This is a genomic window from Curtobacterium sp. MCBD17_026 (assembly GCF_003234895.2).
Classification (GTDB): Bacteria; Actinomycetota; Actinomycetes; order Actinomycetales; family Microbacteriaceae; genus Curtobacterium; species Curtobacterium flaccumfaciens.
Window position 1 is genome coordinate 933,968 of sequence record NZ_CP126281.1, and the last position, 20,770, is coordinate 954,737.

At 71.6% G+C, this 20,770-nt stretch carries 16 protein-coding genes and 1 tRNA gene; 13 read left to right on the plus strand and 4 right to left on the minus strand.

Features of this window, described 5'->3' with window-relative positions; translation table 11 throughout:
- The first annotated feature begins 74 nt into the window (after window positions 1-74).
- The 3 genes from DEI85_RS04455 to DEI85_RS04465 all read left to right on the plus strand — a co-directional run bounded on the left by DEI85_RS04455 (window position 75) and on the right by DEI85_RS04465 (window position 3,243).
- Window positions 75-1,328 (plus strand): ABC transporter ATP-binding protein, encoded by a 1,254-nt coding sequence (locus DEI85_RS04455; RefSeq protein WP_258376400.1) that lies wholly within the window; start codon window positions 75-77, stop codon window positions 1,326-1,328.
- Window positions 1,304-2,875 (plus strand): ABC transporter permease, encoded by a 1,572-nt coding sequence (locus DEI85_RS04460; RefSeq protein ID WP_111124210.1) that lies wholly within the window; start codon window positions 1,304-1,306, stop codon window positions 2,873-2,875. The genes DEI85_RS04455 and DEI85_RS04460 overlap by 25 nt, the downstream gene beginning before the upstream one ends.
- Window positions 2,876-2,982: 107 nt before the next feature.
- Window positions 2,983-3,243 carry a DUF3039 domain-containing protein gene (locus tag DEI85_RS04465; protein WP_099051947.1) on the plus strand — a complete coding sequence of 87 codons (261 nt, stop codon included), beginning with the start codon at window positions 2,983-2,985 and terminating at the stop codon, window positions 3,241-3,243.
- A gap of 173 nt (window positions 3,244-3,416) precedes the next feature.
- On the opposite strand, the gene DEI85_RS04470 is transcribed toward DEI85_RS04465, so the two are convergent.
- Entirely contained in the window at window positions 3,417-4,706 is a 1,290-nt protein-coding gene (locus tag DEI85_RS04470; protein ID WP_111124211.1) for a nicotinate phosphoribosyltransferase, read from the minus strand.
- Between the two features lie 115 nt (window positions 4,707-4,821).
- Between DEI85_RS04470 and murI the strand changes: the two genes are divergently transcribed.
- The 3 genes from murI to rdgB are packed head-to-tail and all read left to right on the plus strand — an operon-like array spanning window position 4,822 to window position 6,991.
- A complete protein-coding gene (murI, locus tag DEI85_RS04475) occupies window positions 4,822-5,667 on the plus strand; it encodes a glutamate racemase (protein WP_027464600.1) in 846 nt (281 codons plus the stop codon).
- On the plus strand, window positions 5,664-6,401 hold the full coding sequence (gene rph / locus DEI85_RS04480; RefSeq protein WP_027464601.1) for a ribonuclease PH: 738 nt from the start codon (window positions 5,664-5,666) through the stop codon (window positions 6,399-6,401). The genes murI and rph overlap by 4 nt, the downstream gene beginning before the upstream one ends.
- Entirely contained in the window at window positions 6,398-6,991 is a 594-nt protein-coding gene (rdgB, locus tag DEI85_RS04485; protein WP_027464602.1) for an RdgB/HAM1 family non-canonical purine NTP pyrophosphatase, read from the plus strand. The genes rph and rdgB overlap by 4 nt, the downstream gene beginning before the upstream one ends.
- 120 nt (window positions 6,992-7,111) lie before the next feature.
- On the opposite strand, the gene DEI85_RS04490 is transcribed toward rdgB, so the two are convergent.
- The 3 genes from DEI85_RS04490 to DEI85_RS04500 form a co-directional block, all read right to left on the minus strand.
- A complete protein-coding gene (locus tag DEI85_RS04490) occupies window positions 7,112-7,819 on the minus strand; it encodes a DedA family protein (protein WP_111124212.1) in 708 nt (235 codons plus the stop codon).
- 145 nt (window positions 7,820-7,964) lie between these two features.
- A tRNA-Leu gene (locus DEI85_RS04495) sits at window positions 7,965-8,045 on the minus strand.
- A gap of 100 nt (window positions 8,046-8,145) precedes the next feature.
- A complete protein-coding gene (locus DEI85_RS04500; RefSeq protein ID WP_111090634.1) occupies window positions 8,146-9,453 on the minus strand; it encodes an MFS transporter in 1,308 nt (435 codons plus the stop codon).
- Between the two features lie 56 nt (window positions 9,454-9,509).
- On the opposite strand from DEI85_RS04500, the gene mnmA reads away from it, so the two are divergent.
- The 7 genes from mnmA to gatB all read left to right on the plus strand — a co-directional run bounded on the left by mnmA (window position 9,510) and on the right by gatB (window position 20,685).
- Entirely contained in the window at window positions 9,510-10,616 is a 1,107-nt protein-coding gene (gene mnmA, locus DEI85_RS04505) for a tRNA 2-thiouridine(34) synthase MnmA (RefSeq protein ID WP_027464605.1), read from the plus strand.
- A gap of 66 nt (window positions 10,617-10,682) precedes the next feature.
- A complete protein-coding gene (gene ligA, locus DEI85_RS04510) occupies window positions 10,683-13,013 on the plus strand; it encodes an NAD-dependent DNA ligase LigA (RefSeq protein WP_111124213.1) in 2,331 nt (776 codons plus the stop codon).
- A 179-nt stretch (window positions 13,014-13,192) separates the two neighbouring features.
- Window positions 13,193-14,647 (plus strand): alpha/beta hydrolase, encoded by a 1,455-nt coding sequence (locus DEI85_RS04515; RefSeq protein WP_111124214.1) that lies wholly within the window; start codon window positions 13,193-13,195, stop codon window positions 14,645-14,647.
- A gap of 230 nt (window positions 14,648-14,877) precedes the next feature.
- Window positions 14,878-17,190, plus strand: a complete 2,313-nt coding sequence (locus DEI85_RS04520; protein WP_111124215.1) for a transglycosylase domain-containing protein — start codon at window positions 14,878-14,880, stop codon at window positions 17,188-17,190.
- 131 nt (window positions 17,191-17,321) lie between these two features.
- Window positions 17,322-17,621 carry an Asp-tRNA(Asn)/Glu-tRNA(Gln) amidotransferase subunit GatC gene (gatC, locus tag DEI85_RS04525; RefSeq protein WP_017887005.1) on the plus strand — a complete coding sequence of 100 codons (300 nt, stop codon included), beginning with the start codon at window positions 17,322-17,324 and terminating at the stop codon, window positions 17,619-17,621.
- Window positions 17,622-17,632: 11 nt separating this feature from the next.
- Window positions 17,633-19,180, plus strand: coding sequence for an Asp-tRNA(Asn)/Glu-tRNA(Gln) amidotransferase subunit GatA (gene gatA, locus DEI85_RS04530; RefSeq protein ID WP_111090630.1), 1,548 nt, complete (start codon window positions 17,633-17,635; stop codon window positions 19,178-19,180).
- Window positions 19,180-20,685, plus strand: coding sequence for an Asp-tRNA(Asn)/Glu-tRNA(Gln) amidotransferase subunit GatB (gatB, locus tag DEI85_RS04535; RefSeq protein ID WP_111124216.1), 1,506 nt, complete (start codon window positions 19,180-19,182; stop codon window positions 20,683-20,685). The genes gatA and gatB overlap by 1 nt, the downstream gene beginning before the upstream one ends.
- Window positions 20,686-20,770: the final 85 nt, after the last annotated feature.

A 20,770-nucleotide genomic window follows, 5' to 3' on the forward strand; every position in this document is an offset into this window, starting at 1 on the left:
CGCGCTTCGTACTCAATTCGTGACCCTGGCCGCGACGGTTCCCGACGGTCGGAGAGCGTTGGTACGGTGGGTCGATGCCAGCGCGAGCAGAGAACGAGGACGTGTACGCCACGGCCGACGCTGCCTGGATGACCGAGGCGGGGGACGTCGACGACGCGGACACCGCCGCGGCTGCTGAGGACGACGCAGCCGACGACGACACGGGGGACACCGATGCGGACGACGCCGCCACTGATGACGCCATGACCGACGCCACGACGGACACCCGCACGGACGCGACGGACACCCGTACGGACGCGACGACGGATGCCCGCTCCGACGCGACGACGGACGACCGCACCGACGACGCGATGACGGCCGCAGCGCCGCGCCCCGCGAAGGCGCGCAACGGCAAGGGACGCACCAAGCGCCCGACGAAGGCCGCCCCGCGGACCGGCGCCGAGCCTCCCGTCCCGACCGACGCGGACGACGCGACGGACGACGCCGGCCGGGCGACCGCCGCCGCCCCGCCCGCGACCAAGAAGCGCGCGCCCCGCTCCGCCGCACCGAAGCAGCCGCAGACGCTCCAGCCCGTCGTGCTCGCAGCGAGTGGCCTGGTCAAGCGGTACGGGCAGACCCTGGCCGTCGACGAGGTCGACCTCGAGATCCGGCAGGGCTCGATCTTCGGCGTGGTGGGCCCGAACGGCGCCGGCAAGACGACGACCCTGTCGATGGTCACCGGACTGCTGCGACCCGACGCCGGCTCGGTGACCGTGCTCGACCACGACGTCTGGGCCGACCCGACGGCGGCGAAGCGCAGTCTCGGCGTCCTGCCGGACCGGCTCCGTCTGTTCGACCGGCTGACCGGTGCGCAGCTCCTCTACTACTCGGCCACGCTCCGCGGCCTCGACGGTGCCACCGCACGGAAGCGCAGCGCCGACCTCGCCGAGGCCTTCGGGCTGGGCGAGGCGCTCGGCCGCCAGGTCGCCGACTACTCCGTCGGCATGGCGAAGAAGATCGCCCTGGCCGCGACCCTGATCCACTCGCCGCGCGTGCTCGTGCTCGACGAGCCGTTCGAGTCGGTCGACCCGGTGAGCGCGGCGACGATCACGGACATCCTGCGCCGGTACACCCGGGGCGGCGGCACGGTCGTGCTGTCGAGCCACTCGATGGAGCTCGTGCAGCGCACCTGCGACTCGGTCGCCATCATCGTCGGCGGCAGGGTCCTGGCGTCCGGCACGATGGCCCAGGTCCGCGGGCGCAAGAGCCTCGAGGACAAGTTCGTCGAACTCGCCGGCGGTCGTGTCGTCGCGGAGAGCATGGAATGGTTGCACAGCTTCTCCGGCTGAGGGCGGACCTGCTCGCGGGCGAGGTCCGCGGCACCGCCCGCCGGTCCGTCGCCGTCGTGCTCGCCAGCCTCGTCGGACTCCTCGCCGCCGTGTTCGTCGCGTCGCAGACCATCGCCCTCGGTGACGCCGACCCGGACGTCGCACGCGCGGTCATCGTGCCCGTCGGCACCCTGATCACCTTCGGGTTCACGGTCGTGCCGCTCGTCGTCGGCCGGAGCGACCAGCTCGACCCGCGGCGCTTCGCGGTGTTCGGCATCGAGCGCCGTCGCCTGGCGATCGGGCTCGTCGTCGCCGGACTCGTCGGCATCCCGGTGATCGGCGTCGTCATCGTCGCCGTCGGCCAGGTCGTCGCCTGGGCGCGCAATCCCGGTCTCGGCCTGCTCGCCGTGCTCGGCGGGGTGCTCGGCGTCGTGACCTGCGCGCTCCTGATCCGCGTCTGCTGCACCGTCGGCTCCCGGCTGATCGGGCCGGACCGCTCCCGCGACGCCGGGTGGCTGGTGGCCCTCGTCATCATCGCGCTCTCGATCCCGACGGTGGCGCTGCTGCTGCGGGTCGACTGGCTCGACCCGCAGGGCGCCGAGATGCAGCGCGTCGCGGACGTCGCCGGCTGGACCCCGTGGGGTGCCGCGTGGGCCGTGCCCGCCGAGGTCGCGAGCGGCCACGTCGGCACCGGTGTCGTGAAGCTCCTCGTCGCGGTCGCCGTCGTCGCGCTCCTCGCCTGGGCGTGGTGGGCACTCGTCAGCCGTGCGCTCGAGACCGTCGACGACCGCGCCCGCACCCGCCGCTACCAGGGCCTGGGCTGGTTCGACCGGTTCGGTTCCGCCCCGGTGTCGGCCGTCGCCGCCCGGGCACTCACCTACTGGGTCCGCGACCCGCGGTACCGCACGTCGTACCTGATCATCCTGCTCGTGCCGATCGTCGTCATCCCGCTCGGTGTCGCCGGGGTGCCGTGGCAGTGGACCGCCCTCGTGCCGCTGCCGCTGATGGCCCTGATCGCCGGGTTCCTGCCGCACAACGACGTCTCGTACGACAACACCGCCGTGTGGCTGCACGTCGCCTCCGGTGCACCCGGGTGGAGCGACCGGCTCGGTCGGGTCGTGCCCGTGCTGGTCGTGGGGGCACCCGCGATCGTCGCCGGGGCCGCGCTGTCCGCGTGGCTGTTCGGTGACCGGGCTGCCTTCCCGCTGCTCATCGGCGTCAGTGCGAGTGCGCTGCTGTCCGGGCTCGGGTTGTCGAGCGTCGTGTCCGTGCTCATGCCCTACCCGACGGTGCGCCCGGGCGACCACCCCTTCCAGCAGCCGCAGGCCGCCGGCGTCACCGCCACGGTCGCGCAGGCGACCATGGTGATCGGCATCGTGCTCTGCACGGTCCCCGCTGTCTGCCTCGCGGTGCTCGCCGCCGTGCAGGGACCGGAGCCCTGGTCGGTGCTGACGCTCCTGGTGGGCGTCGGGATCGGTGCCGTCGTGCTCGTCATCGGTGTGTCCGCGGGTGGACGCCTGTTCGACCGCCGTGGCCCGGACCTGCTCGCCGCGGCCCAGCGCAACTAGGGGCGCACCGCACCGCACCGCACCGCAGCGAGCGGCGAAGCGCAACTGACGGCACAGCGCAACGAACGAGCGGCGCACCCGAGGGCGGACCGTCGTACCCTGGACCCATGAGCATGACGGAACCAGGCGGCGGCCTCGACGTGATGGACCGGGAGCTCGAGAAGCTCCTCGAAGACGAAGCGATCGAACCCGGTGACCACGAGCGGTTCTCGCACTACGTGAAGAAGGACAAGATCCTGCAGTCGGCGCTGTCCGGAAAGCCGGTCAAGGCCCTGTGCGGCAAGAAGTGGATCCCGGGTCGCGACCCGGAGAAGTTCCCGGTCTGCCCGGACTGCAAGGCCATCTACGAGAAGATGAAGGCCGAGTAGACGCGACCAGCAGACGGACAGGAGGCCCGTGGCGACGCCGCCACGGGCCTCCCGTCCGTCGTCTGCGTCAGCTGGCCGGACATCGTGAGCAGAAGAGGTCGGGTCACCCTCGGACACCCGACCATCGCTGCTCACGAAGCGGCGACGCGACGCGACGCACGTGCGCGCGTGCCCTAGACCACCAGGGTGGGGATGGCGGGGTCGCCGCGCCCGATGCGCGCCGCGTCGGCTGGCAGCTCCGCCTTCGCGCGCTTGTGGTGCGCGCGTGCGGCCTCGACGCCCTGCGTGCCGAGGAACGCCGGGTCGACCTCGCCGCCGGTGACGACGGGGACCAGCAGCGGCCGCTCGTCCGGGCCGACCTGCGCACCCGTGAGCACGATCTCGGCGGTCGCGACGCCGTTGCGGAGTCGTCGGCCCGCCTCCTTCCGGCCGCCGATCGACGCCTTGTCGGCCGACTTCTTGGCGACGGGGACCCATTCGCCGCCGTCGGCGTCCCGGTGCGCGACGAGCTTGAACACCATGCCGGCGGCGGGGTGCCCCGAGCCGGAGACGACCGAGGTGCCGACGCCGTACGAGTCGACCGGGGCAGCTCGGAGCGCGGCGATCGTGTACTCGTCGAGGTCGTTCGTCACCGTGATCTTCGTGCCCGTCGCGCCGAGGCGGTCGAGCTGGGCGCGCACCGCGGCGACGACGGACGGCAGGTCGCCGCTGTCGATCCGGACGCCGCCGAGCTTGCCGTCGGTGAGCCGGACGGCCGTCTCGACCGCGGCCTCGATGTCGTAGGTGTCGACGAGCAGGGTCGTGCCGCTGCCGAGCGCGTCGAGCTGCGACCGGAACGCCTGCTCCTCGGAGTCGTGCAGCAGCGTGAAGGCGTGCGCGGCGGTGCCCATCGTGGGGATGCCCCAGGTGCGGCCGGCCTCGAGGTTGCTCGTCGCACCGAAGCCGGCGATGTACGCGGCACGGGCAGCGGCGACCGCGTTCCACTCACCGGTGCGGCGGGAGCCCATCTCGGCGAGCGGGCGGCCGTCGGCGGCGGACACCATGCGGGCGGCGGCCGAGGCGATCGCGGAGTCCGCGTTGAAGATGCTCAGGGCGAGGGTCTCGAGCACGACGGCCTCGGCGAAGGTGCCCTCGATCTGCAGGATGGGCGAGTTCGGGAAGTAGACCTCGCCCTCCCGGTAGGCGCGGACGTCGCCGCTGAACCGGTAGTCGGCGAGCCACGAGGCGGTGCCGGCGTCGATGACGCCGCGGTCGCGCAGGAACCCGATCTCCTCGTCGCCGAAGCGGAAGTCGCCGAGGGCGGTGAGGAAGCGTCCGAGTCCGGCCGCGACACCGTAGCGGCGGCCGTCCGGCAGCCGCCGAGCGAACACCTCGAAGACGCATCGGCGGTCGGCGGTGCCGTCCTTCAGGGCGGCGTCCACCATGGTGAGCTCGTACTGGTCGGTGAGGAGCGCGCTGGTCACGTCTCCGACACTAGTGACGTGACCCTCGGGAGGGCCGGATCACCTCGGGCGCCCGGCCTGGGTGGCGCGCGTGGTCGCGTCCGGGCTCGTCGGCGAGCGTCGGTACGCTGGTGCCGTGACGGATGCACCGATCGGAGTCTTCGACAGCGGGGTCGGCGGCCTCACCGTGGCCCGCGCCATCATCGACCAGCTCCCGCGCGAGAGCATCCGGTACGTCGGCGACACCGTGCACTCGCCCTACGGCCCGAAGCCCATCGCTGACGTCCGCCGCTACGCGCTCGAGGTCATGGACGACCTGGTCGAGCAGGGCGTGAAGGCCCTGGTGATCGCGTGCAACACCGCCTCGTCCGCCGTGCTCCGCGACGCCCGCGAACGGTACGAGCAGGCGTACGGCATCCCCGTGGTCGAGGTCATCCAGCCCGCGGCCCGCGCCGCCGTCAAGCAGACCCGCACGGGCCGCATCGGGGTCATCGGCACCGTCGGCACCATCGCGTCGCGCGCCTACGAGGACGCCTTCGCGGTCGCCGCCGACGTCACGCTGACCACCGCCGCGTGCCCCCGGTTCGTCGAGTTCGTCGAGGCGGGGGACACCTCGTCGCCGTCGCTGCGCGAGATCGCGGCCGGGTACCTCGACCCGATCCGTGCCGCCGACGTCGACACCCTCGTGCTCGGCTGCACCCACTACCCGCTCATGTCCGCCGCGATCCAGTTCGTCATGGGTCCGGAGGTCACGCTCGTCTCCAGCGCCGAGGAGACCGCGAACGACGTCTACCGCCGGCTCGTGGAGCACGGGCTCGAGCGCACCGCGACCACCGCCCCGACGTACTCGTTCGAGGCGACGGGCGACGACAAGAACGGCTTCATCCGGCTCGCCCGGCGCTTCCTCGGCCCCGAGGTCTCGAGCGTCGGCCACCTCCAGACGGGGGCCATCACGCTGCCCCGCACCGAAAGGACCCCATGACCGACAACCTCCGCGTCGACGGCCGCACCGCCACCGACCACCGTCCCGTCACCATCGAGCGGGGGTGGAGCACGCAGGCCGAGGGCAGCGCGCTCATCTCCTTCGGCAACACCAAGGTGCTCTGCACCGCGTCGTTCACCAACGGCGTGCCCCGCTGGCTCGCCGGCAAGGGCACCGGGTGGGTCACCGCCGAGTACTCGATGCTGCCGCGGTCGACCAACGAGCGCATGCAGCGCGAGTCCATCAAGGGCAAGGTCGGCGGTCGCACGCACGAGATCTCCCGCCTGATCGGGCGTTCGCTCCGCGCGGTCGTCGACACGAAGGCCCTGGGCGAGAACACCCTCGTCATCGACTGCGACGTGCTGCAGGCCGACGGCGGCACCCGCACGGCGTCGATCACGGGTGCGTACGTGGCGATGGCCGACGCGATCGAGTGGGGCCGCGCCAAGGGCTTCATCGCGAAGAAGGCCACGCCGCTCACCGACAGCGTGCAGGCGATCTCGGTCGGCATCGTCAAGGGGGAGCCGATGCTCGACCTGGCCTACACCGAGGACTCCGCCGCGGACACCGACATGAACATCGTCACGACGGGGTCGGGCAAGTTCATCGAGGTGCAGGGCACCGCCGAGCACGCGCCGTTCGACCGTGACGAGCTGAACGTCCTGCTCGACCTCGGCCTGGCCGGCAACCAGTCGCTCGCAGCGATCCAGCGTTCGGTCCTGGGTCTGGCGTGACGTCCCGCGAGGTGGTGCTGGCCACCCACAACCAGGGCAAGGTCGTCGAACTGCGCGAGATCCTCGGGTCGGCGCTGGGCGAGGGTGTCGAACTCGTCGGGTACGACGGCCCCGAGCCTGTCGAGGACGGCGACAGCTACGCGGCGAACGCCCTGATCAAGGCGCGTGCCGCCGTCGCGCACACGGGGCTGCCGGCGCTCGCCGACGACTCCGGGATCGCGGTCGACGCCCTCGGGGGCGCACCGGGCATCCACTCGGCCCGGTACGCCGGCACCCGCTCGGACGCCGACAACATCGCGCTGCTGCTCACGAACCTGCAGGGTGTCGTCGAGCGGACCGCCGCGTTCGTGTGCGCAGCAGCCTTCGTGACGCCCGACGGTCAGGAGCACGTGGTCGAGGCGGTCTGGAACGGCGAGGTGCTGACCGAGCCCGTCGGCGACGGCGGGCACGGCTACGACCCGGTGTTCCGACCGGACGACGCCGACCGCTCGTCGGCGGAACTCACCCGCGACGAGAAGAACGCCCTGTCGCACCGCAGCAAGGCGTTCCGGGGGATCGCGCCGATAGTTCGGGAGCACTTCGGCGTCTGAGCGCCAGCGCTCTTTCCGTTCCGCACAACCGGAGTCGCCCCGGACCACGTGATCACGTGGTTCGGGGCGACTTCGGTCGTGCGCTGGAGCGCGGGAGCGCCGGTACAGCCGGTGCTGCGGCTAGAGCGTCGGGTCGATCGTCGGGGCCGTGGTGGCCTCGGCCTCGTTCGTGTGCTTCGCCTTGCGGGCGTTGCGCAGGTACGTCAGCGCCATCGGCACGACGGTCACGACGACCGCGGCCAGCAGGATGATGTCGATGTACTCGCGGACGATGTGCGCCACGAAGGGGATGTGGCCGATGAAGTACCCGAGGAACGTCACGCCGACGCCCCAGACCACGGCGCCGATCGCGTTGTAGAGCGAGTACTTCTTGTAGTCCATCCGGCCGACGCCCGCGGCGATCGGGGCGAAGGTGCGGACGACCGGCACGAAGCGCGCCAGGATCACGGCGAGGGGGCCGAAGCGGTGGAAGAACGCGTTGGTGCGCTCGACGTTCGCCTTCGAGAAGAGCCCGCTGTCCTTGCGCTCGAAGATCGGTGGCCCGGCCTTCTTGCCGATGTAGTAGCCGAGCTCACCGCCGAGGAACGCGGCGGCGCCGATCATCAGCGCCGCGACCCACACCGGGATGCCGCCGATCTCGCCGCCGCGGTCGAAAGCGAACAGGCCGGTGATGACCAGCAGGCTGTCGCCCGGGAAGATGAAGCCGATGAGCAGACCGGTCTCGGCGAACACGATCCCGCAGACCACGAGCACGGCGATGGCCCCGAAGTGGTCGAGGATGTACTGCGGATCGAGCCACGGGATCAGAGCGAGTGCGACGGAGTGCATGGTTCTTCCGGTCGTGGAGGCGGGGGTCACGGGGAGGACTCCCGCGGGACGAGGGTACCGCCCGGAAGTGACCGGGCCATCCCTCGCAGGGCTGACCCGCTCGAGGCGTGCGGATGACCGCAACGGTGCGGCAGGAGGGACTCGGTGCGGAAGGAGGGACTCGAACCCTCACGCCTGGGGCACAGGAACCTAAATCCTGCGTGTCTACCGATTCCACCACTCCCGCGAGCAGCGGCAGTCTACCGAGCGCGGGGTACGGGGCGGACGTGCGCCGGGCCTCCAGGCCGTGGTGCGGACCGTGCGCGGTACGCAGGCGCCGCCGTGTGTCAGCGCAGCGGGCGCGGCAGGTACCGGGGGACGTACCGGAGCAGGATGCCCGCGCCGACCAGGCCGAGCACGCCCATCACCCCGCTGGCGACCGCGATGGACGCGACGGCGGTCACGCCGGAGATGAGGAGCGGTGCCGCCGCCGACCCGAAGTCGCCGGTGAACCGCCAGGCTCCCAGGAACGGTGCCGGGGCGTCGCGCGGTGCGAGGTCCGCGCCGAGCGTCATGAGGATGCCGGAACCGACCCCGTTGGCCAGGGACATGCCCATCGCGATCGCGACGAACCAGCCGACCCGGGCGTCCAGGTGGCCGCTCCAGGCGAGCAGGAAGTAGCTGATGCTCAGGCCGAGCATGCAGGGCAGCGCGCTCGCGAGCCGTCCCCACCGGTCCATGATCTGCCCGCTCGTGTAGAAGAGCGCGAAGTCGACGGCTCCGGCGATGCCGATCACGAGCGCCGCGGTCGAGTCGTCGAGGCCGACGCTCACCGCCCAGAGCGGCAGGATCACCTGCCGCCCGGCGCGCATGGCGCCGATCAGGCCTGCTCCGCTGCCGAGCCGCAGCAGGACCGCCCCGTTCGCGCGGATGGTGCGGAAGAGGCCCTGCGCCTCCTGCTGGACGAACTGCGCGCCGGTGTCGGCGGGCGGTTCGGTCGCCTGGTGGCTCGCGTCCGTCGCGTGGTCGGCCGACAGCCGGGAGGCCCGTGGTGGCAACCGCAGGCCGCGTGTGCCCGTCGCCGGGTCGCGCAGCACCAGGAGCACGGTCGCCGCCGCCAGGCAGCAGACGACGTGGATCCAGAAGGCGCTGCTGGTGGTCCCGGTCAGGTGGATGACGCCGGCGGCGATGAACGGTCCGACGAAGTAGCCGAAGCGGAAGACGCCGCCCAGGCTCGACAGCGCCCGTGCCCGGATCCGCAGGGGGATCGCGGTGGTCATGTAGGCGTGCCGGGCGAGTGCGAACACCGCGGTGGAGACGCCGACCAGGAACACCCCGAGCGCCAGGACCCAGGCGTTCGCGGCCGTCGTGGCGACGACGAGCCCGACCACCGAGACGAGCGCGGCGCCGATCATCGCGTTCCGCTCACCGATGCGGGCGACGACGATGCCGGACGGCACGTCGCCGATGAGCTCCCCGACCAGGATGAGCGAGGCGACGAAGCCCGCGAACGCCAGGCTGGCGCCGAGGGAGTCGGCCGCGATCGGGATGATCGGGATGATCGCACCCTCGCCGATCGCGAACAGCGCGGCGGGCAGGAACCCGGACAGCAGGACGGACCGGAAGTCGAATGAGTCGTTCCCCGTCGTGGCCATCGCCCGACCAACGGTACGCCAGCGGTACCGCTTCGTCGGCGGGTTACCCTGGAGGCATGCGTGTTCTTGCGGCGATGAGCGGTGGTGTCGACTCGGCGGTGGCCGCAGCCCGGGCGGTCGACGCCGGCCACGACGTGGTGGGCGTGCACCTGGCCCTGAGCCGGATGCCCGGCACCCTGCGCACCGGCAGCCGCGGGTGCTGCACCATCGAGGACTCGATGGACGCCCAGCGCGCCGCGTCGGCGCTCGGGATCCCCTACTACGTGTGGGACTTCTCGGCCCGGTTCAAGGAGGACGTCGTCGACGACTTCGTGGCCGAGTACCAGGCCGGCCGCACCCCGAACCCCTGCATGCGCTGCAACGAGCGGATCAAGTTCGCGGCGCTGCTCGAGAAGGCGCTCGCCCTGGGGTTCGACGCCGTCGCGACCGGGCACTACGCCTCGATCGTCACCGGTCCCGACGGCTCCCGTGAACTGCACCGGTCGGCCGCGTGGGCGAAGGACCAGTCGTACGTGCTCGGGGTCCTGACCGCCGAGCAGCTGCAGCACGCGATGTTCCCGCTCGGAGCCACCCCGTCGAAGGACGAGGTCCGGGCCGAGGCCGCCGAGCGCGGGCTGACGGTCGCCCAGAAGCCGGACTCCTACGACATCTGCTTCATCCCGGACGGCGACACCCGTGGCTGGCTGGCGGACCGCGTCGGCACCGCCCCCGGGGACGTGGTCGAGCGCGACGGCACGGTCGTCGGTTCGCACGAGGGCGCGACCGGCTACACCGTCGGACAGCGCCGCGGCCTGGCCCTCGGCCGCCCGGCACCCGACGGCAAGCCCCGGTTCGTGCTCGAGATCCGTCCGAAGGACAACACCGTCGTCGTCGGCCCGAAAGAAGCCCTCGCCGTCACCTCGATGTCCGGCTCGCGGTTCACCTGGGCGGGCACGGCCCCCGCCGACCCCGCGACGCCGTTCGCCTGCGACGTGCAGATCCGCGCGCACGCCGACCCGGTGCCCGCGACCGCCCGGGTGCAGGACGACGTGCTCGTCATCGACGTCGACGAGCCGCTGCACGGTGTCGCTCCCGGGCAGACCGCCGTGGTCTACGTCGGTACGCGGGTGCTCGGCCAGTGCACGATCGACACCACGGTCAGCGCCGTCCCCGTCGACGCCTGACCCCGCCGCTCCCGGGGCGCACGCTCGCTGCACGCCGCGTCGGTGGTGCACGGTAGAACTGATGCCATGAGCGAGACCGACGCGACGTTCGAGACCATCGCCCCCGACGGGCTCGACGCCGCCCAGGCCGCGCGCGAGGTCGACCGGTTGCGCGCCCGCGTCAACGAGCTGCGCCACGACTACTACGAGGGCAACGCCTCGCCCCTGTCGGACGCCGACTACGACGCCCTGGTGCACCGCCTCGACGCGATCGAACGGCGGTTCCCGGAACTCCTGACGCCCGACAGCCCGACGCAGACCGTGGGCGGGCAGGCGCAGACGACGCAGTTCGCACCGGTCGAGCACGCCGAGCGCATGCTCTCGCTCGACAACGTCTTCAGCCCCGACGAGCTCACCGAGTGGGCCCTCAAGGTGCAGCGGGACGCCGGCGCCGAGCGGGTGCGGTTCCTGACCGAGCTGAAGATCGACGGCCTGGCGATCAACCTGCGGTACCAGCACGGTCGGCTCGTCTCGGCCGCCACCCGCGGTGACGGCGTGGTCGGCGAGGACGTCACCGGCAACGTCCGCACGATGGGCACGATCCCGGACCGCCTGTCGGGCACCGGGCACCCGCCCCTGGTCGAGGTCCGGGGCGAGATCTTCTTCCCGGTCGCCGAGTTCGACGAGCTCAACGCGAACCAGCGCGAGGCGGGGGAGCGTGTGTTCGCCAACCCGCGCAACGCCGCCGCCGGGTCCCTCCGCCAGAAGGAAGAGGGCAAGTCCGAGGCGAAGCGTGCCCTGATGGTCGACCGGCTGCGACGTCTGCGGATGCTCGTGCACGGCATCGGCGCGTGGCCCGTGCGTGAACTCGAGCAGGGCACCGACGTCCGCAGCCAGTCCGAGGTGTACGAGCTGCTGCAGACCTGGGGGCTCCCGACGAGCAGCCACTACCGGGTGTTCGACACCATCGACGAGGTCAACGGCTTCGTCCGGACCACGGGGGAGCGCCGCTCGGCCGTCGAGCACCAGATCGACGGTGTCGTCGTGAAGGTCGACGACCTCGCCCTGCACGAGGAACTCGGGTCGACATCACGGGCGCCGCGATGGGCGATCGCCTACAAGTACCCGCCGGAAGAAGTGCACACGACGCTCACGGACATCGTGGTCAGCGTCGGCCGCACCGGCCGTGCCACCCCGTTCGCGGTGATGGCCCCGGCCGAGGTCGCCGGGTCCGTCGTCCGCCAGGCCACGCTGCACAACCAGCAGGTCGTCAAGGCGAAGGGTGTGCTGATCGGCGACACCGTCGTGCTGCGGAAGGCCGGCGACGTCATCCCCGAGGTGCTCGGCCCGGTGGTCGAGCTCCGGGACGGCTCCGAGCGCGAGTTCGTGATGCCGACGAACTGCCCGGAATGCGGCACCGAGCTCGCCCCCGCGAAGGAAGGCGACATCGACCTGCGCTGCCCGAACGCGAAGAGTTGCCCGGCACAGGTGCGCGGTCGGGTCGAGCACATCGCCTCGCGCGGGTCACTCGACATCGAGGGGCTCGGCGAGGTCGCGGCCGCGGCGCTCACGCAGCCGCTCCGCCCGGAGACCCCGCCGCTCGTCACCGAGGCCGGACTGTTCGACCTGACCATGCAGGACATCGTCCCGATCGAGGTCATCGTCCGCGACGCCGAGACGGGCATGGAGAAGGTCGACGACGACGGCACCCCGAAGCGCGTCACACCGTTCAGCCGGGCGCGCAAGAAGACCGACCCGCCGTTCGACCCCGAGGCGCGGGGCGCCGACTACACCGGTGAGCCAAGTCGCTACCCGTCGAAGAACGCGTTCGAGATGCTCGCGAACATCGACGCCGCGAAGACGAAGCCCCTGTGGCGGATCCTGGTCGGCCTGAGCATCCGCCACGTCGGACCCGTCGCCGCCCGAGCCCTGGCGAACCACTTCGGCTCCCTCGACGCGATCCGGTCGGCCTCGCGCGAGGACCTCGCGGCCGTCGACGGGGTGGGTGGCATCATCGCCGACGCCCTGCTCGCCTGGTTCGACGTCGACTGGCACCGCGAGATCATCGACCGCTGGACCGCGGCCGGCGTGCAGTTCGCCACCCCGGGCCACCCCGGCCCGGGCAGTGCCGACGTCGAGGGCGGCGTGCTGAGCGGCGTCACCGTCGTCGCGACCGGGTCACTCGAGGGCTACACGCGAGAAGGTGCACAAGAGGCGATCATCACCGCCGGCGGCAAGGCGGCCTCGAGCGTGAGCAAGAAGACCGACTTCGTGGCCGCCGGTCCGGGTGCCGGTTCGAAGCTCACGAAGGCCGAGCAGCTGGGCGTCCGGATCATCGACGCCGAGCAGTTCCACCTGCTCGTGACCGAGGGGCCGGCGGCGCTCACCGAACCGGAAGCGCCGACGACCGAGGACTGAGCGGGAAGCACAGCACGCCCGGTCGCATCCGCTGAGCGCCGCGCGCCGTCGGACGTGCCCAGTTCGGGGGACAAGTTGCATCGCGCATGGATGATCGACGGACATCTCCATAGACTCGACCGAGCATCACCCGTCGTCTGCAGGGGGACGTCGGGACGGCCTTCCCGGGGGAGACCCGATTGCTGCTCATCGCTGCGGCTCTGCTCACCGCCTCGGTGCACTCGCTCGGAGTGATCGAGGCCCCAGGCATGCCCCCGGCGCACCAGGTCACGGTCACCAGCACCGCCGCGACCCGCATCGTCCCAGTCGCGGACCCCGTCGTCGCCACGCTCTCGGCGGCACCAGCGGCGGCACCAGCGGCGGCACCAGCGGCGGCACCGGCGGCGGCACCGGCGGCACCAGCGGCGGCGTCGGCGTCGACGTCGGGGGTGGGGGTGGGGGTCGACGACCTCGCCGCCGCGCACGGACGAGCCTTCGTCGAGGACCTCGGCGCACTCGGCGCCGCCGACCTGCGAAGCGCAGCCACCGACCGTCGTGTCGTGGCGACGGTGCAGGACGACCCGCCGCCCGCGCAGACCGTCGCGCAGTGGTGGTCGCACCTGCCGGCCGACGAGCAGGACCGGCTCCGGGTGCACGCACCCGCCCTGGTGGGGAACCTCGAGGGCGTGCCGTACGCCGTCCGTGACCAGGCCAACCGCGCGACGCTGACGTCCGGCCTCGCCGACGCCGACCTCGGTGCTGCCCGGGCCGCGATGCTCGGGCAGGTCCGGGACTCCCTGGTGCAGGAGCCGGGCGACCCGCGGCGCTTCCTGGTGGCGCTCGACACCCGGGGTTCCGGGCGTGCGGCGATCAGCATCGGCGACCTCGACACCGCGGCCGACGTCACCGTCGTGGTGCCGGGCATGTTCTTCACGGTGACCGGGCAGATGACCGACTTCACGAACACCGCCAACGACCTGTCCCGCGAGCAGGCCACCCTGGCGCCGCTCGCCGCCACCGGCAACGGGTCGGGTGCCGCCGTCGTCGCGTGGATGGGGTACCGGACGCCGGACCTGTCGAACATCCTGTCGCTCGGGCTCGCACGGACCGGGGCGGAGCGGCTCGAACGGACCGTCGCAGGGCTGCGCGTGATCCGCGCGGGCGACCAACCGCGGGTGAACATCGTCGCGCACTCGTACGGGTCGACCACGGCGATGACGGCCCTGGCGTCGGGGCGGATGACCGCCGACACCCTGACCGTGCTCGGGTCGCCGGGCAGCGACGTCCGGACGGCGGCCGACCTCGCCGTCGCCACCGGGCAGGTCTTCGTCGGCGGTGCGCACAGCGACCCCATCGCGGGCTCCGGGTACTTCGGCACCGACCCGGGTGGGGCGTCGTTCGGGTCGACCGTGCTCGACCTGGCCGGGGGCGCCGACGCGCTGTCGGCCGGTGACGTGTTCCGGCGACCCGTGGGGCACAACGACTACCTCAAGCCGGGCACGGCATCGCTGCACGACGTCGCCCTGATCGGCATCGGGCGCGGCGACCTGGTGCGCGAGCAGGTCCGACGCGGGAAGTCGGGTGGTGACGACATCGTCGGCGCCTCGCCGGACATGTACCTCGTGCGCCCGCAGGACCTGCAGCCCCGTGACTGAGCGGCCCTGACCGACCGGGCGGACCCGCCGGTCGTGGCGACGCGGTGGGCGTGACCCGATCGTGACCGGCGGCCGACGTGCCGGAGCCGTCGCGGGCCTCCCGGCCGGATCGGTACGCGCGTGCGCATGCGACCCGTCCCCGGAACGGGCTGGGGGCAACCTGAACGCGACCGCAGCCTGCACTCGTTCCAGGGCAGAACCAGTACAGCCCTGCTGCCTACGGTGCCGTCATGCGTGTGGTGCGATGGCCTGGTGCTCTCCTGATGTTCGTGGTGATGTCCGTGCTCGCCGGCATGCTCGTCGCCGTCGCGGTGACCCCGGCGGTCGCCGTCGTGGGAGAGGGGACCTCCGGGGCGGTCTCGTTCTTCGAGGACCTGCCGACCTACCTCGACGTGCAGACCCCGCAGCAGGTGTCGTCCGTGTACGCGGAGAAGGGCGGGAAGCAGGTCAAGATCGCCTCGTTCTACGCTGAGAACCGTACGAACGTGACGGCCGACCAGATGGCGGACCCGCTCAAGCAGGCGGCGATCGACACCGAGGACCCGCGCTACCACGACGAGGGCGGCATCGACGTGCTCGGCACGCTCCGCGGTGTCGCCGCGACCGTCGTCGGCGGGGACGTGCAGGGCGGCTCGAGCATCACGCAGCAGTACGTCAAGAACGTCCTGGTGCAGCAGTGCGAGGAGCTCACGGGCACGGACCAGGCCGCCACCGAGAAGAAGGTCGAAGCCTGCTACGAGGACGCGGCCGGCATCACGCCGCAGCGCAAGCTGCAGGAGATGCGGTACGCCATCGCGGTGAACAAGAAGTACTCGAAGGACGAGATCCTGACCGGGTACCTCAACATCGTCGGGCTCGGCGGGCGGGTCTACGGTGCCGAGGCCGGGGCCGAGCACTACTTCGGCGTGCACGCGAAGGACCTGTCGCTCGTGCAGTCGGCCACGCTCGTCGCGATCCTCAACAACCCGTCGAACCTGCGCATCGACGTGCCGAGCGACAAGGACAACGGCACGGCCAACGGGTACGAGCTGACGAAGGAACGCCGCGACTACGTGCTCCGCCGGATGCAGGCGCACGGCTCGATCACGAAGGCACAGATGACGGAGGCGATCGCGACGCCGGTCACGCCGAAGATCACCGAGACCGCGAACGGGTGCTCGACCGCCGCGACGAACTACGACGCCGGCTACTTCTGCGACTACGTCCGCGACCAGGTGCTGCAGGACCCCGCGTTCGGCAAGACCGCGGCGGCACGCATCGCCACGCTCGACACCAAGGGGCTGCAGATCCACACCTCGCTCGACCTCGACCTGCAGGGACAGGCACAGTCCGCCCTGTCCACCTACGTGCCGGCCACGATGGCCGGCGTCGACGTCGGCGGCTCGAACGTCACCGTGGAGCCCGGCACCGGCCGGATCATGTCGATGGTCCAGAACACCACGTACACGCAGGGGGACAACGCCGCGGCCGGCGCCACGGCGGTGAACTACAGCGCCGACTCCGGGTACGGCAACTCGGGCGGGTTCCAGACCGGCTCGACCTACAAGGTGTTCACCCTGGCCGAGTGGCTCGCCAGTGGGCACACCCTGTCCGACTCGGTCACCACCTCGGAGCACCAGTTCGAGAACGCCGAGTTCACCAACACCTGCCAGAACGTCGCGGGCGGCACCTGGAACGTCGCCAACGCCGAGAGCGTGCCGTCGTCGATGTCGGTCGAGGCGGCGACGGTCGAGTCGATCAACACCGCGTACGCCCAGATGGGGAAGCAGCTCGACCTGTGCAAGATCGCCCAGCTCGCGCAGTCGATGGGCATCCACCGCGCCGACGGCGGTGACCTGACACAGACGCCGTCCTCGATCCTCGGCGTGAACGAGCTCTCGCCGATCGACCTGGCCGAGGCCTACGCGGGCTTCGCCGACGGCGGCATCGTGTGCACGCCCACCGCGATCGACTCGGTGACCGATGCGGACGGCACGAAGATCACCCCGACGCCGTCGTCCTGCACGCAGGGTGTCTCGGCGGACGTCGCGGGCACGGTCGACTACGCGCTGCAGGGCGTGCTGTCCGGGTCGGGGACGGCCGCGAGTGCGAACCCCGGGGACAGCGTGGCGAAGTTCGCGAAGACCGGCACCACCGACGGTGACGTGCAGAACTGGCTGGTCGCGTCGTCGACGAAGTACACGAACGCCACCTGGGTCGGCAACGTGCAGGGGAGCGTGAGCCTGGCGAACTGGCCGTTCCTGCAGGGCACCACCGGGTACAGCGCGAAGTTCGGGGTCGGGAAGTCGATGATGGCGTACCTGGACCAGACCGTCGGCGGGGGAGCGCTGCCCGCACCGAGCCAGGCGATGATCGGACAGGCGAGCAAGTCGTCTTCGTCGTCTTCTTCGTCGTCGGGGTCCTCGTCCGGGCAGAGGACGGCGCAGGACGACCAGACGACGCCGACGGCTGCGCCTGCCGCTCCGGCTGCTCCGGCTTCGCCAGCGCCCGTCGCGACGGTGGCTCCGGCGGTGCCGGCTGCGGGGGACCAGAACGGGAAGTGATCCTCTGGAGGCCCGGTGCCGGTCCGGCGGACCGGCACCGGGCCTTGCGGGGCGTTGTCCACAGCCGCGCCTGCGCGCCCGACGCAGCCAATAGACTGTGGGGCATTCCACGAACCGATCGACGGAGCACCATGCCTGACATCACGAGCGAGCAGGTCGCGCACCTGGCGAACCTCGCACGTATCGCACTCACGCCCGACGAGATCGAGAAGCTGACCGGGGAGCTGTCGCACATCGTCGAGAGCGTCGCCAAGGTCGCCGAGGTCGCGACCGACGACGTCCCGGCGACGAGCCACCCCGTGCCGCTCGGCAACGTCACCCGACCCGACGTGGTCGGCACGACGCTGACGCAGGAGCAGGCGCTCTCCGGGGCGCCCGACTCCGACGGCGAACGGTTCCGCGTGACCGCCATCCTCGGCGAAGAACAGTAGGGCGAAGAACAGTGACTGACGACATCACGAAGCTGAGCGCCGCGGCGCTCGCCGACGCCCTCGTGGCGCGCGACGTCTCGAGCGTCGAGGCCACCCAGGCCCACCTCGACCGGATCGCCGCCGTCGACGGCGACGTGCACGCGTTCCTGCACGTCAACGAGAACGCCCTGGCCGTGGCGAAGTCGATCGACTCCCGCCGTGCCGCCGGCGACGACCTCGGGCCCCTCGCCGGTGTGCCGATCGCCGTCAAGGACGTCCTGTGCACGCAGGACATGCCCACGACCGCCGGGTCCAAGATCCTCGAGGGCTGGGTGCCGCCGTACGACGCCACCCCCGTCGCGAAGCTCCGCGCCGCCGGCCTCGTGCCGCTCGGCAAGACCAACATGGACGAGTTCGCGATGGGCTCGACCACCGAGTTCTCGGCCTACGGTCCGACCCGCAACCCGTGGGACCTCGACCGGATCCCCGGCGGGTCCGGCGGTGGCTCGGCCGCTGCGGTCGCCGCGCACGAAGCACCCTTCGCCCTCGGTTCGGACACGGGTGGCTCCATCCGCCAGCCCGGTGCCGTGACGGGCACGGTCGGCGTGAAGCCGACCTACGGCGGGGTGAGCCGCTACGGCGCCATCGCCCTGGCGTCCAGCCTCGACCAGATCGGCCCGGTGTCCCGCACCGTCCTCGACGCCGCGCTCCTGCACGACGTCATCGGCGGGCACGACCCGAAGGACTCCACGTCCATCCCGGACGCCTGGCCCTCGATGGCCGCCGCCGCACGCGAAGGGCTGCAGGCGGACACGCTCCGCGGCCTGCGCGTCGGCGTGGTGAAGGAGCTCGCCGGGGGCGACGGGTTCCAGGCCGGTGTCACCCAGCGCTTCCAGGAGACGGTCGCGCTGCTCGAGTCGGCCGGTGCGGTCGTCGTCGAGATCGACGCCCCGTCGTTCGCGTACGCCATCAGCGCGTACTACCTGATCCTCCCGGCCGAGGCGTCGTCGAACCTCGCCAAGTTCGACTCGGTGCGCTTCGGCCTCCGGGTCACGCCCGAGAACGGTGCCACCGTCGAGGACGTCATGGCCGCCACGCGTGAAGCCGGCTTCGGGCCCGAGGTCAAGCGGCGCATCATCCTCGGCACCTACGCCCTGAGCGCCGGCTACTACGACGCGTACTACGGCTCGGCGCAGAAGGTCCGCACGCTCGTGCAGCGGGACTTCCAGGCCGCATTCGAGCAGGTCGACCTGCTCGTCAGCCCGTCGGCGCCGACGACCGCGTTCCCGATCGGTGAGCGCATCGACGACCCGCTGGCGATGTACCTCAACGACCTCACGACGATCCCGGCGAACCTCGCCGGCGTCCCCGGCATGAGCATCCCGAACGGCCTCGCGCCCGAGGACGGCCTGCCCGTCGGCGTGCAGCTGATGGCGCCCCAGCGTGAGGACGCCCGGCTGTACCGCTACGGTGCCGCCCTCGAGCGTCTGCTCGAACAGCAGTGGGGCGCGCCGCTCATCGCGTCCGTCCCGGACCTCGACCAGAGTCAGCAGTCCGCTGCGCAGGAAGGTGTGATCTGATGGCGCAGAAGGACGCGCTGATGGACTTCGACGAGGCGCTCGAGCGCTACGAGCCGGTGCTCGGCTTCGAGGTCCACGTCGAACTCGCGACGAAGACCAAGATGTTCTCGGACGCCCCGAACTTCTTCGGCGGCGAGCCCAACACGAACGTCACCCCGGTCGACCTCGGGCTGCCCGGGTCGCTGCCGGTCGTGAACGCACAGGCCGTGCGGTACTCGATCCAGCTCGGGCTCGCGCTCGGCTGCTCGATCGCCGAGTCCTCGCGGTTCGCCCGGAAGAACTACTTCTACCCGGACAACCCGAAGAACTACCAGGTCTCGCAGTACGACGAGCCCATCGCCTACGAGGGCGAGGTCGAGGTCGAGCTCGCCGACGGCACGATCTACAACATCCCGATCGAGCGCGCCCACATGGAAGAGGACGCCGGCAAGCTGACGCACGTCGGTGGTGCCACCGGCCGCATCCAGGGCGCCGAGTACTCGCTCGTCGACTACAACCGTGCCGGTGTGCCCCTGGTCGAGATCGTCACGAAGCCGATCTTCGGCGCCGAGCACCGTGCCCCCGAGCTCGGTGCCGCCTACGTGCAGGTCATCCGCGACCTCGTCCGGGCGCTCGGTGTCTCCGAGGCCCGCATGGAGCGCGGCAACCTGCGGTGCGACGCGAACATCTCGCTGCGCCCCCGCGGGCAGGAGAAGCTCGGCACCCGCACCGAGACCAAGAACGTCAACTCGTTCCGCGCCGTCGAGCGTGCGATCCGCTACGAGATCCAGCGCCAGGCCGCGATCCTCGCCGCCGGTGGCACGATCACGCAGGAGACCCGCCACTGGCACGAGGACACCGGCCGCACCTCGGCCGGTCGTCCGAAGTCGGACGCCGACGACTACCGGTACTTCCCGGAACCCGACCTGCTGCCCGTCGTGCCGGACCCGGCCGTCGTCGCGGAGCTCCGTGCTTCGCTGCCCGAGGCCCCGGTCGCACGTCGCCGTCGCCTGAAGGGTGACTGGGGCTTCGCCGACCTGGAGTTCCAGGACGTCGTCAACGGCGGTCTCCTCGACGAGGTCGAGGGCACCGTCGCCGCCGGCGCCGCACCACAGGCCGCCCGCAAGTGGTGGACCGGTGAGATCAGCCGCGTCGCCAACGCGCAGGACGCCGCTCCCGGTGACCTGGTGTCGCCGAAGCACGTCGCCGAGGTCATCGCGCTCGTCGAGTCCGGTGACCTGACCGACCGCCTGGCACGCCAGGTGCTCGAGGGCGTCATCGCGGGCGAGGGTTCGCCTGCCCAGGTCGTCGAGGCCCGCGGGCTCAAGGTCGTCTCGGACGACTCCGCCCTGACGGCTGCGGTCGACGAAGCACTCGAGGCGCAGCCCGACGTGCTGGCGAAGATCCAGGACGGCAAGGTCCAGGCGGCCGGCGCGATCATCGGTGCGGTCATGAAGGCCATGAAGGGCCAGGCCGACGCCGCCCGCGTGCGGGAACTCGTGCTGGAGCGCGCGCAGCAGTCGTAGGCAGTCCCACCACGGAGGGCACGTCACCGGTCGGTGCCGTGCCCTCCGTGCGTCCCGGTCGCCGTGTGCATCCTGGGGACGCGTC